The sequence below is a fragment of the Enterobacter cloacae complex sp. Mu1197 genome (assembly GCF_040059225.1).
Lineage (GTDB): Bacteria > Pseudomonadota > Gammaproteobacteria > Enterobacterales > Enterobacteriaceae > Enterobacter > Enterobacter quasiroggenkampii.
This window is the reverse complement of sequence record NZ_CP157375.1, coordinates 4,340,923-4,353,406: the sequence shown is the minus strand read 5'-3', so window position 1 is coordinate 4,353,406 and position 12,484 is coordinate 4,340,923. Positions and strand designations below refer to the sequence as shown.

11 protein-coding genes are annotated in these 12,484 nt (G+C 57.5%); 4 read left to right on the top strand and 7 right to left on the bottom strand.

Annotated features, from left to right (window positions below; genetic code table 11):
* Positions 1-26: 26 nt before the first annotated feature.
* The gene (bioH, locus tag ABFV38_RS20585; RefSeq protein ID WP_111967804.1) at positions 27-800 is read left to right on the top strand and encodes a pimeloyl-ACP methyl ester esterase BioH; all 774 of its coding nucleotides are present in this window, start codon (positions 27-29) and stop codon (positions 798-800) included.
* A gap of 111 nt (positions 801-911) precedes the next feature.
* Positions 912-1,181 (top strand): YdgH/BhsA/McbA-like domain containing protein, encoded by a 270-nt coding sequence (locus ABFV38_RS20580; RefSeq protein WP_048226350.1) that lies wholly within the window; start codon positions 912-914, stop codon positions 1,179-1,181.
* A 33-nt stretch (positions 1,182-1,214) separates the two neighbouring features.
* On the opposite strand, the gene feoC is transcribed toward ABFV38_RS20580, so the two are convergent.
* From feoC to greB, 5 genes are all read right to left on the bottom strand, one after another.
* Positions 1,215-1,451: a [Fe-S]-dependent transcriptional repressor FeoC gene (gene feoC / locus ABFV38_RS20575; RefSeq protein ID WP_023309498.1), complete on the bottom strand. Its 237-nt coding sequence runs from the start codon at positions 1,449-1,451 to the stop codon at positions 1,215-1,217.
* A gap of 12 nt (positions 1,452-1,463) precedes the next feature.
* Entirely contained in the window at positions 1,464-3,782 is a 2,319-nt protein-coding gene (gene feoB / locus ABFV38_RS20570; protein ID WP_045909344.1) for a Fe(2+) transporter permease subunit FeoB, read from the bottom strand.
* Between the two features lie 30 nt (positions 3,783-3,812).
* The gene (gene feoA / locus ABFV38_RS20565; RefSeq protein ID WP_008503050.1) at positions 3,813-4,040 is read right to left on the bottom strand and encodes a ferrous iron transporter A; all 228 of its coding nucleotides are present in this window, start codon (positions 4,038-4,040) and stop codon (positions 3,813-3,815) included.
* A gap of 319 nt (positions 4,041-4,359) precedes the next feature.
* A complete protein-coding gene (locus ABFV38_RS20560; RefSeq protein ID WP_348957947.1) occupies positions 4,360-6,690 on the bottom strand; it encodes a Tex family protein in 2,331 nt (776 codons plus the stop codon).
* A gap of 88 nt (positions 6,691-6,778) precedes the next feature.
* Positions 6,779-7,252: a transcription elongation factor GreB gene (greB, locus tag ABFV38_RS20555; RefSeq protein WP_008503048.1), complete on the bottom strand. Its 474-nt coding sequence runs from the start codon at positions 7,250-7,252 to the stop codon at positions 6,779-6,781.
* A gap of 228 nt (positions 7,253-7,480) precedes the next feature.
* Between greB and ompR the strand changes: the two genes are divergently transcribed.
* A complete protein-coding gene (ompR, locus tag ABFV38_RS20550; RefSeq protein WP_001157751.1) occupies positions 7,481-8,200 on the top strand; it encodes a two-component system response regulator OmpR in 720 nt (239 codons plus the stop codon).
* Positions 8,197-9,543, top strand: a complete 1,347-nt coding sequence (gene envZ / locus ABFV38_RS20545) for a two-component system sensor histidine kinase EnvZ (protein WP_008503047.1) — start codon at positions 8,197-8,199, stop codon at positions 9,541-9,543. Before ompR ends, envZ begins: the two co-directional genes overlap by 4 nt.
* A 66-nt stretch (positions 9,544-9,609) precedes the next feature.
* Here envZ and pckA read toward each other — a convergent pair whose 3' ends face one another.
* Both pckA and hslO read right to left on the bottom strand, forming a co-directional pair.
* On the bottom strand, positions 9,610-11,229 hold the full coding sequence (gene pckA / locus ABFV38_RS20540; protein ID WP_196365619.1) for a phosphoenolpyruvate carboxykinase (ATP): 1,620 nt from the start codon (positions 11,227-11,229) through the stop codon (positions 9,610-9,612).
* Between the two features lie 360 nt (positions 11,230-11,589).
* Positions 11,590-12,468 carry an Hsp33 family molecular chaperone HslO gene (hslO, locus tag ABFV38_RS20535; RefSeq protein ID WP_023309492.1) on the bottom strand — a complete coding sequence of 293 codons (879 nt, stop codon included), beginning with the start codon at positions 12,466-12,468 and terminating at the stop codon, positions 11,590-11,592.
* Between the last annotated feature and the right edge of the window lie 16 nt (positions 12,469-12,484).

Genomic DNA, 12,484 nt, shown 5'->3' with positions numbered 1-12,484 from the left:
CATGTGAAAAAAGAGAACAGTAACTGATGAAGACGCTGTGGTGGCAGACCGTAGGGACAGGAAATTGCCATCTTGTGCTGCTGCACGGATGGGGCCTGAATGCAGAGATATGGCATTGCATACGTGAGGAACTTGCCTCGCATTTCACGCTGCATCTGGTGGACTTACCCGGCTTTGGCCGCAGCCGCGGTTTTGGGGCCATGTCGCTTGATGAGATGGCACAGCAGGTTCTGGACGCTGCGCCGCAAAACGCTGTCTGGCTGGGCTGGAGCCTGGGCGGGCTGGTGGCAAGCCAGATTGCGCTGTCGCGGCCTGACCGCGTAAAAGCGCTGGTGACGGTGGCGTCGTCGCCCTGTTTTAGCGCGCAGGACGCGTGGCCGGGGATAAAACCCGAGGTACTGGCGGGCTTCCAGCAGCAACTGAGCGAAGATTTCCAGCGGACCGTAGAGCGGTTCCTCGCCCTGCAGACGATGGGAACTGAAACCGCCCGTAAGGATGCCCGCACGCTGAAGCAAACCGTGCTGTCGCTGCCGATGCCGGAGGTTGAGGTGCTTAATGGCGGTCTTGAGCTGCTGAAAACGGTTGACCTGCGCGCGCCGCTGGCCTCCCTGACGATACCGCATCTGCGTATCTATGGTTACCTTGACGGAATTGTGCCGCGCAAAGTGGCTCCGCTGCTGGATGATCTGTGGCCGAACAGCGAATCGCAGATCATTGCCAAAGCCGCACATGCCCCGTTCATCTCTCATCCGGCGGAGTTTTGTTCAGCGCTCATTGCGTTAAGTCAACGTTTCGACTGATTATTTTCTATCCTGCCTGGAAAAAGTAACACACCGCAACCATACTCCAGATGTCGTTGCGGTTGTTCTGCCTACGATAATCAAAACAACAATCCTATGGAGAGTCAGGCTATGAAACTTGTTACAGGTATTGTCACTTCTCTGGTTATTGGGTCACTGTCATTTGGCGTCTTTGCGGCAAAAGAGCTGGAAAAAGATAAAGTTGCTGGCATGAATCTGACGAAAATTGGTGAGATTACTACGTCTGACACCACTGCGCCGATGGACGCGAGAAAAGAGCTGTCGAAGAAAGCGGATGAGCTGGGCGGAACGTATTACGTCGTCACCAGCGCTGAAAAGCAGACCAAAAACGTACGCGCAACGGCGGACGTCTACAAGTAACACGATAAAGCCGGGCAGCGATGCCCGGCTTTATTAACGCAGTGCCCACCATTCCCTGAGACAGGCCTTTCCTTCCGGACAGCTTTTACAACTGCCGGAGAGACAACCGTCCGGCTCTTCCTGAATCCGCACCGCTTTCCCCATGGCTTCCAGTCTCTCCAGCATGGCATCGATCATCGGCTGCGGCGTATGCAGGCTGAGGCTCAGCTGTTTCGCCTCCATTCGCCCCTGCAGCGCCAGCAGATCACGAACCTGAATCAACGATGCCATGATGTGTGCTCCTTAGTGACAGTCGCCCGCCGGGCTGTTGCAGCAGGTTGCGGCGGTTTTACGGTTTGCCAGCAGGTCGATGTCGACGCGGCTGCGTGCCCGCCGCAGCAGACCGAGAACGACCACGTTGAACAGCACAACCGCAAGAATGCAGACCAGGCTGTAGCGCGGGTGCTGGCTGAAGTTAACGGTTTGATAAAACAGCGTCGCCAGCGAGTAGGCAATGTTTAACCCCCACAGGATGGAGAAACCCATCCAGCCGCGGCTGGACTCGCGGGCAATCGCCCCCATCACGGAGATGCACGGAATATAGAGCAGAACGAAGATGAGATAGCTGTAGGCCGCGGACGCGCTGCCAAACTTCTCGCCCATCACGCCCATGGCACCCGTCGCCATTTCGCCGTCGCCTTTGCTGGCCTCAATCGGGTTAGCCAGCACGCTCAGGCTGAAGGTGTCCTTCAGGCTCTGCCAGGTTTCCTCTACGGCACCCAGCAGCTCATCACCGAGATGAAACTCAGCCGGATTAAATTCCTGCTCCTGAATGTTCTCGGCGGTGTAGAGCGTATTCAGGGTACCGACAACCACCTCTTTTGCCATTGCGCCGGTAAACAGGCCGACGGTTGCCTGCCAGTTATCCTCATGCACGCCAATCGGTTTGAAGACCGGCGTGATGACGCGGCTGACGGAGGCGAGGGCAGAGTCGTTAATGTTATCCGCTGCCTGTCCACTCAGGGTGAAGCTGTTCAGGGCGCTCAGGAAAACGCTGACGATGACAATCACCTTACCGGCGCGCAGGACGAAGCCTTTCAGACGCTGCCAGGTCTGGATCGCCAGGCTTTTCAGATGGGGGACGTGGTACACCGGCAGCTCCATCACGAACGGTGACGCCTCACCGCGCATGATGGTGTGCTTGAGCATTAAACCGGTCAGGATCGCCATCACGATGCCCAGGACATACAGCGAGAAGACCGCCAGCGCGCCCTGCTGACCAAAGAAGGCTGCCGCAAAGACCGCAAAGATCGCCAGTCGGGCACCGCAGGACATAAACGGCGCCATCATAATGGTCATCAGACGTTCACGCGGTGCATCCAGCGTACGTGCGCCCATCACCGACGGCACGTTACAGCCGAAGCCGACGATCAGCGGGACGAAGGATTTGCCCGGCAGGCCCAGCGCCTGCATCAGACGATCCATCACGAACGCCGCGCGCGCCATGTAGCCGGAATCTTCCAGGAACGAGAGGAACAGGTACATCATGCCGATCTGCGGCACCAGCGGCAGAACGGTATTGATACCGCCGCCGATCCCCTGCGCGAGGAAGATGGTGAGCCATTCCGGGAAGTGCAGGGTGTAACCCACCCACTGGATCCCGTGGACGAAGATCGCGACGGAACCGGCGTCAAAAATCGGCTGCAGTGCGCCGCCGATGTTAATGGCAAGCAGGAACATCACGTACATCACCAGCAGGAAGATGGGCAAACCGAGGAAGCGGTTAAGCACAATCTTATCCACTGCCGCCGTAAAGCGGCTGGGTTCCGCCGTCAGCGCGTTACTGACCACGTCGCAGATCGAGGCGATGGCCTGATAACGGGCATCGGCGATGTGCAGCGCCGGGTCGTCCAGCTCGTCGCTAAGACGGGCCACCGTTACGTCCAGCTTATCGGCCGCATGCCCGGCGTAAGCGCGGCTGTAGATATCCCCTTCCAGCATCTGCAGGCCAAGCCACAGACGCTGTTTCGCAGGCATAGCGTTATCCATCTCCTGCGCCAGCACGTTGGCTTCACGCAGAAGAGGCTGCGCGTAATGCACCAGCTCAACGTCGCGATTTCCCGCGTGACGGTCAATGGCCAGCTTCAGCGCATCAATACCGCGTGCGCGCGTCGAGACCAGCGGAACGACCGGGCACCCCAGGCGCGCGGAGAGGGCATCGACGTCGATGCGCAGCTTTTGTTTTTCTGCGATATCGAGCATGTTGAGCGCCACGATGCAGGGGATACCCAGCTCCAGCAGCTGCAGCGTCAGATAAAGGTTACGCTCGAGGTTTGAGGCGTCGACCACGTTGATCAGCAGGTCCGCGTCACCGCCAAGAATATAGTGGCAGGCAATCTGCTCATCGAGCGAGGTTTGCGACGAAATGGTGGTTAAGGAGTAGGTGCCGGGAAGGTCAACCAGCGTCACCTGGTTGTCTGTCGTCGTGAACTGGCCCTCTTTACGTTCAACCGTCACGCCCGCCCAGTTGCCCACGCGCTGGCGAGCCCCGGTCAGCTGATTAAAAAGCGTGGTCTTGCCGGAATTAGGATTGCCAATTAAGCCAATAGTTAACTTTTTCATTTTTTTAGACTCACTGAAACCGCTGGCTTGTTATCGGGATAAGGCTTCGACTTCTATTAACGCGAGGTCTTTTTTACGCAGGACCAGATTCACGCGTCGGGTTTCGATATGAACCGGATCGCCTAACGGCGCCACGCGTACGACCTGGAATGACGAGCCGGGCAGCATGCCCAGCGACAGCAGCTTCTGCCGATAGGCCGGGCTAATTTCGCGGGTAAAACCGGTAATCTTCCATGCACTGTCTGGAGTGAATTGCATAACGCCTGATTCCACGAAAGGTTAAATTATCTACTATGCGATGATAATGAGAATAGTTTTTATCAGCAATATTAAAACTGTGACGGAATGTTGTTTGCGATATTAATTTACGGCCTTTTTGACCTTGCTCAATATTTGCTGAAATGCCGGGAAAACGAAAAGCGGAGTATTTGTTAACGGGGTGATAATTCGCGGTTTAAATATGGCTACACACTATTTATTTTAATTCCCTGCGGCCTGCTTGCCGGGCGGCACTGCGTTTGCCCGGCCTACAAAACCGTAGGCCCGGTAAGCGCAGCGCCACCGGGCATTTATGACCTTAGCGTTTTTTACCCATCGCAGCCGCCAGCGCATCCATCATCGCGCTGTTGCCTGCAGGCTGGACATCCCGCCCGCGCGGTTTTGCCGCTTTCGCGGCCGGACGCTGCTGCTCGCGGCCACCGCCATTGCCGCCGCGGCGCGCGTTGGTGTCACCCGGCTGCTCGTCCAGACGCATGGTCAGCGCGATACGCTTGCGCTGCAGGTCCACTTCCAGCACTTTGACCTTCACGATGTCGCCCGCTTTGACCACGGTGTGCGGGTCTTCAACGAACTTGTCGGCAAGGGATGAGATATGGACCAGGCCATCCTGATGCACGCCGATATCCACGAACGCGCCAAAGTTGGTGACGTTAGTCACCGCACCTTCCAGCACCATGCCTGGCAGCAGGTCGTTCATGGTCTCGATACCGTCAGCAAAGGTCGCGGTTTTGAACTCAGGACGCGGATCGCGGCCCGGTTTTTCCAGCTCTTTGATAATGTCGGTAACGGTTGGCACACCAAATTTGTCGTCGGTGAAATCGACGGCTTTCAGGTTGCGCAGGGCGCTGCTGTCGCCCATGAGATCTTTCAGCGCCTGCTGAGTAGCGGCCAGGATGCGTTCCACCACCGGATACGCTTCCGGGTGAACAGTTGAGGCATCGAGCGGGTTATCGCCGTGGTTGATGCGCAGGAAGCCCGCGCACTGCTCAAACGCTTTTGGCCCCAGACGGCTTACCTTCAGCAGCTGCTGACGGTTCTGGAACTGGCCATTCTCGTCGCGCCAGGCGACGATGTTCTGCGCCATCATGCGGGTTAAGCCCGCCACGCGGGTCAGCAGAGGAACGGAGGCGGTGTTCAGGTCAACGCCAACGGCGTTTACACAGTCTTCCACGACCGCATCCAGCTTGCGCGCCAGCTGAGTCTGGCTCACATCGTGCTGATACTGGCCCACGCCGATCGATTTCGGATCGATCTTCACCAGTTCCGCCAGCGGATCCTGCAGACGGCGAGCGATCGAGACCGCACCGCGCAGGGAAACGTCCAGGTCAGGGAACTCCTGTGCCGCCAGCTCGGACGCGGAGTAGACGGACGCCCCGGCCTCGCTGACGATCACTTTCTGTGCCGTCACTTTCGGGAACTGCTTCTGCACGTCGAGATAGAAACGTTCGGTTTCGCGGGATGCCGTACCGTTGCCGATGGCGACCAGCTCGACGTTGTATTTTTCGCACAGCGCCGCCACCACGACGGCCGCTTTCGCTGCCTGGCCGGTGTGCGGATAGATGGTGTCGGTGGCGACCAGCTTGCCGGTGCCGTCAACGACAGCGACTTTTACACCGGTACGCAGACCCGGATCGAGACCCATGGTCGCGCGCAGGCCAGCAGGGGCGGCCATCAGCAGGTCATGCAAGTTGCGGGCGAACACGTTAATCGCTTCATCTTCGGCACGTTCGCGCACGGTGCCCATCAGCTCGGTTTCGAGGTGCATCAGCACCTTGATGCGCCAGGTCCAGCTCACCACGCCTTTACGCCAGCTATCAGCCGGGGCGTTGTTCAGGCGCAGGCCGAGATGGTCGATGATGATCTGCTCGCAGTGGCTCTCTTTCGGCGGCTCGTCAAACTGCGGGTCGGCGTTCAGGGAGAGTTGCAGCACGCCTTCGTTGCGGCCGCGGAACATTGCCAGCGCGCGGTGGGAAGGGGTGGTGGAAATCGGTTCGTGGTGATCGAAGTAGTCGCGGAATTTCGCGCCTTCTTCCTCTTTACCCGCGACGACGGTAGAGACGATGTGGGCGTTCTTCCACAGGTAATCACGCACTTTGGCGAGCAGGGCAGCGTCTTCGGCGAAGCGCTCCATCAGAATATAGCGCGCGCCGTCGAGGGCGGCCTTGGTGTCCGCTACGCCTTTGTCGGCGTCGATAAATTTCGCCGCTTCGGTATCCGGATCGTGGAACGGTTCGTTCCACAGCAGGTCGGCCAGCGGCTCAAGACCCGCTTCAATGGCAATCTGTCCGCGCGTACGGCGCTTCGGCTTGTACGGCAGATAGAGGTCTTCGAGTTCGGTTTTGCTCAGGGTGCCATTGATGGCGCTTTCCAGTTCGCTGGTCAGCTTGCCCTGTTCGCCGATGGATTTGAGGATCGCCTGACGACGTTCTTCCAGTTCGCGCAGATAACCGAGACGGGTTTCCAGGTTACGCAGCTGCGTGTCATCCAGACCGCCGGTGACTTCCTTACGATAGCGTGCAATAAACGGCACGGTGTTCCCTTCATCAAGCAGGCGAACGGCAGCTTCTACCTGTTCGGCTCTGGCCTGAAGTTCACCCGCAATAATGCGGCAGAGCGAATCTTTCATCATGGCTTTATCATCTGTTGAGTCGAAAAAATCAGGGGATAGTTATACGGGCTGACACGGCAAAATGCCAGCCGGGGAGGGCGCTCTCGGACTATTTTACGTAGACGATCTCATTAACGTACCAGCTGGCTTCACCGGCTGGGGTCTGCACGACGGCCAGATCGCCCACTTCCTTTTTCAGCAGCGCGCGGGCCATCGGCGAGTCGATGGAGATGTAATCCTTACGACCAAAAATTTCATCGTAGCCGACAATGCGAAAGCGCAGGGTGTCACCGTCGTCGTTTTCAATCTCCACCCACGCGCCGAAGAACACTTTGCCCTCCTGCTGCGGGGAGTAATCGACAATTTTTAGATTTTCGAGGCATTTCGTCAGATAGCGTACCCGGCGGTCAATTTCGCGCAGCCGCTTCTTGTTGTACTGGTAGTCAGCGTTTTCGCTGCGATCGCCCAGGCTCGCGGCCCAGGTCACCTTTTTGGTTACCTCAGGACGCTCTTCGCGCCAGAGGAAATCCATCTCTTTTTTAAGTTTCTCATACCCTTCGCGGGTGATCAGGGGCGTTTTCATGGTGCTGCCTTTGCTGCCGGTTCTCTGTTTTGCGCACAATACGTACCACACAGTGTAACAGACAGGATTAATAATGATTTATGTGATGAAATGAACAGATAAGCTGCTGTTAAATATGCTTTGTAACAATTTCGACTAGAATTTATACCAGAATTAACTGGTCGAATACGTGCACTTTTTTAGAATACGCTGTTACAAAGACTATCCGAACCTTTGGGAGTACACACAATGCAAGAAAACTACAAAATTCTGGTCGTGGATGACGACATGCGCCTGCGTGCGCTGCTGGAACGTTATCTGACCGAGCAGGGCTTCCAGGTTCGTAGCGTCGCGAACGCTGAGCAGATGGACCGTCTGCTGACCCGTGAATCTTTCCATCTGATGGTTCTCGACCTGATGCTGCCTGGCGAAGATGGGCTTTCTATCTGCCGCCGTCTGCGCAGCCAGAGCAACCCGATGCCGATCATCATGGTGACGGCGAAGGGCGAAGAAGTTGACCGTATCGTGGGCCTCGAAATCGGCGCCGACGACTATATTCCAAAACCGTTTAACCCGCGTGAACTGCTGGCACGCATTCGCGCCGTGCTGCGTCGTCAGGCGAACGAACTGCCGGGCGCGCCGTCGCAGGAAGAAGCCGTTATTGCCTTCGGCAAGTTCAAGCTGAACCTCGGCACGCGCGAAATGTTCCGTGAAGACGAGCCGATGCCGCTCACCAGCGGCGAGTTTGCGGTCCTGAAAGCGCTGGTCAGCCACCCGCGTGAACCGCTTTCCCGTGACAAGCTGATGAACCTGGCGCGCGGTCGCGAATACTCCGCAATGGAACGCTCTATCGACGTGCAGATCTCCCGCCTGCGCCGCATGGTGGAAGAAGATCCGGCGCATCCTCGTTATATTCAGACCGTATGGGGTCTGGGCTACGTGTTCGTCCCGGACGGCTCTAAAGCATGAGGCGAATGCGCTTCTCGCCGCGAAGCTCGTTTGCCCGCACCCTGTTACTGATCGTCACCCTGCTGTTCGTCAGCCTGGTGACGACCTACCTGGTGGTGTTGAACTTTGCGATCCTGCCGAGCCTCCAGCAGTTCAATAAGGTCCTGGCCTACGAAGTGCGTATGCTGATGACCGATAAGCTGCAGCTGGAGGACGGCACGCAGCTCGTCGTTCCCCCGGCGTTTCGTCGTGAAATTTACCGTGAGCTGGGCATCTCGCTCTACTCGAATGAAGCGGCGGAAGACGCGGGCCTGCGCTGGGCGCAGCACTATGAATTCCTCAGCCAGCAGATGGCGCAACAGCTGGGTGGCCCGACGGAAGTGCGCGTTGAGGTCAACAAAAGCTCGCCCGTCGTCTGGCTGAAAACCTGGCTGTCACCCAACATCTGGGTGCGCGTCCCGCTGACCGAAATTCATCAGGGCGATTTCTCGCCGCTGTTCCGCTATACCCTGGCGATCATGCTGCTGGCGATAGGCGGGGCCTGGCTGTTTATCCGTATACAGAACCGACCGCTGGTCGACCTGGAGCACGCTGCGCTGCAGGTCGGTAAAGGCATTATTCCTCCTCCGCTGCGCGAGTATGGCGCCTCGGAAGTCCGCTCGGTGACGCGTGCGTTTAACCATATGGCGGCAGGCGTGAAGCAGCTGGCGGATGACCGTACGCTGCTGATGGCGGGCGTGAGCCATGACCTGCGCACCCCCCTGACGCGTATCCGTCTGGCGACGGAGATGATGGGAGAAGAGGACGGTTATCTCGCCGAGTCCATCAACAAGGATATCGAAGAGTGCAACGCCATCATCGAGCAGTTCATCGACTACCTGCGCACCGGTCAGGAGATGCCGATGGAGATGGCGGATCTGAACGCGGTGCTGGGCGAAGTAGTGGCGGCGGAAAGCGGCTACGAGCGTGAAATTGATACCGACCTTCAGGCGGGCGAGATCCAGGTACGCATGCACCCGCTCTCCATTAAGCGCGCGGTGGCCAACATGGTGGTTAACGCGGCGCGCTATGGCAATGGCTGGATTAAGGTCAGCAGCGGCTCTGAGCTCAACCGCGCCTGGTTCCAGGTGGAAGACGACGGTCCGGGCATCAAGCCCGAGCAGCGTAAGCATCTGTTCCAGCCGTTTGTGCGCGGCGACAGCGCGCGCAGCACCAGCGGTACGGGCTTAGGCCTGGCGATTGTGCAGCGTATTGTGGATAACCATAACGGGTTGCTGGAGATTGGTACCAGCGAGCGGGGTGGGTTGAGCATTCGCGCCTGGTTGCCGGTTCCGGTGACGCGGGGGCAGGTGAAAGAGAGTTGAAAAAAGGGTGGCACGAGCCACCCTTTTTTGTAGGTCGGGTAAGGCGAAGCCGCCACCCGACATGGACTACAGTTTTGGACCCGCACTCACCAGCGCAGCACCCGCCGGGGTATCGGTATACTTCTCGAAGTTCTCGATAAACAGCTTCGCCAGCGATTCCGCTTTCTCACGCCACTGCTCCGGCGAACCGTACGTATTGCGCGGGTCGAGGATATGCGTATCCACACCCGGCAGCGACGTTGGGATCGCCAGGTCAAACATCGGCAGCGTGAAGGTTTCGGCGTCGTCCAGAGAACCATCCAGAATGGCGTCGATAATGGCGCGGGTATCTTTGATGGAGATACGTTTGCCGGTGCCGTTCCAGCCGGTGTTCACCAGGTATGCCTGCGCGCCGGATGCCTGCATGCGTTTCACCAGCACTTCAGCATACTGCGTCGGGTGCAGCGACAGGAAGGCTGCGCCGAAGCAGGCGGAGAAGGTTGGGGTTGGCTCCGTCACGCCGCGCTCGGTACCCGCCAGCTTGGCGGTGAAACCGGAAAGGAAGTGGTACTGCGTCTGGCTGGCCGTCAGGCGAGACACCGGAGGCAGCACGCCGAACGCATCCGCCGTCAGGAAAATAACCTTCGTGGCATGACCCGCTTTAGACACCGGCTTCACGATATTGTCGATGTGGTAGATCGGATAAGAGACGCGGGTGTTTTCCGTTTTCGACGCATCGTCGAAGTCGATGGAGCCGTCGGCACGCACGGTGACGTTTTCCAGCAGCGCATCGCGACGGATCGCGTGGAAGATATCCGGCTCGGCCTCTTCAGACAGGCGAATGGTCTTCGCGTAGCAGCCGCCTTCAAAGTTGAATACGCCGTCGTCATCCCAGCCGTGTTCGTCATCACCAATCAGACGACGTTTTGGATCGGTAGACAGGGTGGTTTTCCCGGTGCCGGAAAGGCCGAAGAAGACCGCCACGTCGCCTTTTTCACCGACGTTAGCCGAGCAGTGCATGGAGGCGATGCCCCGCAGCGGCAGCAGGTAGTTCATGACCGAGAACATCCCTTTCTTCATTTCGCCGCCGTACCAGGTACCGCCGATCAGCTGGATACGCTCGGTCAGGTTGAAGGCAATAAAGTTTTCGGAGTTCAGACCCTGCTCTTTCCACTGTGGGTTGGTGCATTTCGCGCCGTTCATCACGATGAAATCAGGGGTGAAGTCCTGCAGTTCTTCGTCGGTTGGACGAATAAACATGTTTTTCACGAAATGCGCCTGCCAGGCCACTTCGGTGATAAAACGTACGGAGAGACGGGTGTCGGCGTTAGCGCCGCAGAAAGCGTCGACAATAAACAAACGCTTGCCGGAAAGTTGATGGGTGACGAGCCCTTTCAGGTGCTGCCAGGTTTCCGGAGAGAGCGGTTTGTTGTCGTTCTTCCCTTTGCCCTTGTCAGCCCACCACAGCGTATCGCGGGTGGTTTCGTCTCGGACGATATACTTATCTTTCGGCGAACGACCGGTAAAGATACCGGTATCGACGGCGATAGCACCAAGATTCGTCAACACACCGCGCTCGTATCCTTCCAGTGCTGGATTGAGCTCTTCCTGATACAGCGTATCGTAGTCGGGGTTGTAGACGACTTCCTGGACGTCGTGAATACCATAAGCCTTGAGATCTTGCGGGGTTAAACCAGTAACACGCATATCACTGCTCCTTAGCCAATATGTACTGCCTGAAATTGTAGGGTTTTTCTGAGGTTGTTTACCGCGACGGGGCTCATAGATTCACGCATCTGGACAAAACCCTTACTAACGGAAAACGCTGCGACTCCAGTCACAGCGCAGGCGGATTATCGCAGGAATCGCTTTTTGGTTGGGGAAAATGTTCCGAAAAGGTTAAAGGCTGGTGATTTTATCGGAGAGAATGTGAATGTAATCGCATACACGTAAGAAAATTACGTAAGAGTTACATTGGGAAAACGATTCAGCTTGGGTGGAGTTTTTTGCCCCTCAGCCCAGCCCTCTCCCCTTTGGGGAGAAGGTTAAGGTGAGGGGAAGAGAGGTTTAGTGGACCTGCGGATCCGCCGGGGAGGCGTTATTGCGGATCTCAGCGATATCCATCGAATTGAACACATAGTGCGTACCGCAGTAGTCACAGTGCATATCAATTTCGCCGTCTTCCGCCATGATGCTGTCGATCTCTTCATCCGGCAGGGTTTTCAGTGCGCCAGCGCAGCGCTCGCGGGAGCAGGTGCACTTAAACTCCACAGACTGCGGGTCGTAAACGGTCACTTCTTCTTCGTGGTACAGACGCCACAGCACGTCGGTCGCCGACAGGTTGAACAGCTCTTCCGCTTTGATGGTTTCGGTCAGCGTCGCCAGGTGCTCAAAATCATTGGTCTGCGCGTCCTGCGCAGGCAGAACCTGCAGCAGCATCCCGCCCGCAGCAGGCTGGCCGTCCACTTCACCGGTGCGGATGAACAGGCGCGTCGGCAACTGTTCAGAACGCATGAAGTAATCTTCCAGGCAGGCTGCGAGGGTATCGCCTTCCAGACCCACCACGCCCTGATAGCGCTCACCTTCCTCTGGGGAGATGGTGATCACCAGGTAGCCATTACCCACCAGCGTTTTGAGGTCAGCATTCTCAGGCACGTCGCCCTGAACGCGCGCCACGCCGCGCATCTGCTGCTGGTTATTGCCGTTGATGACCGCCAGCGTCATCGGGCCGTCACCCTGCAGCTGCACGGTGATATCACCGGCAAATTTCAGCGTCGCCGTCAGCAGGCTGGTGGCAACCAGCAGTTCGCCCAACAGGGTCTTCACCGGCAGCGGGTAGTTGTGGTTTTCCAGAATCTGTTTCCAGGTTTCGGATACGGTGACCAGCTCGCCGCGCACGGCGAATTGTTCAAACAGATAGCGGTGTAATTGGTCGTGTTGGGCCATAATAGTCTCTCGTGCA

What these genes read in the sequence shown, in the direction of transcription:
- ompR (WP_001157751.1), top strand. Translation starts at nt 7,481, where the DNA reads ATGCAAGAAAACTACAAAATTCTGGTCGTGGATGACGACATGCGCCTG.
- bioH (WP_111967804.1), top strand. Translation starts at nt 27, where the DNA reads ATGAAGACGCTGTGGTGGCAGACCGTAGGGACAGGAAATTGCCATCTT.
- feoB (WP_045909344.1), bottom strand. Translation starts at nt 3,782, where the DNA reads ATGAAAAAGTTAACTATTGGCTTAATTGGCAATCCTAATTCCGGCAAG.
- ABFV38_RS20580 (WP_048226350.1), top strand. Translation starts at nt 912, where the DNA reads ATGAAACTTGTTACAGGTATTGTCACTTCTCTGGTTATTGGGTCACTG.
- feoC (WP_023309498.1), bottom strand. Translation starts at nt 1,451, where the DNA reads ATGGCATCGTTGATTCAGGTTCGTGATCTGCTGGCGCTGCAGGGGCGA.
- ABFV38_RS20560 (WP_348957947.1), bottom strand. Translation starts at nt 6,690, where the DNA reads ATGATGAAAGATTCGCTCTGCCGCATTATTGCGGGTGAACTTCAGGCC.
- pckA (WP_196365619.1), bottom strand. Translation starts at nt 11,229, where the DNA reads ATGCGTGTTACTGGTTTAACCCCGCAAGATCTCAAGGCTTATGGTATT.
- greB (WP_008503048.1), bottom strand. Translation starts at nt 7,252, where the DNA reads ATGAAAACGCCCCTGATCACCCGCGAAGGGTATGAGAAACTTAAAAAA.
- hslO (WP_023309492.1), bottom strand. Translation starts at nt 12,468, where the DNA reads ATGGCCCAACACGACCAATTACACCGCTATCTGTTTGAACAATTCGCC.
- envZ (WP_008503047.1), top strand. Translation starts at nt 8,197, where the DNA reads ATGAGGCGAATGCGCTTCTCGCCGCGAAGCTCGTTTGCCCGCACCCTG.
- feoA (WP_008503050.1), bottom strand. Translation starts at nt 4,040, where the DNA reads ATGCAATTCACTCCAGACAGTGCATGGAAGATTACCGGTTTTACCCGC.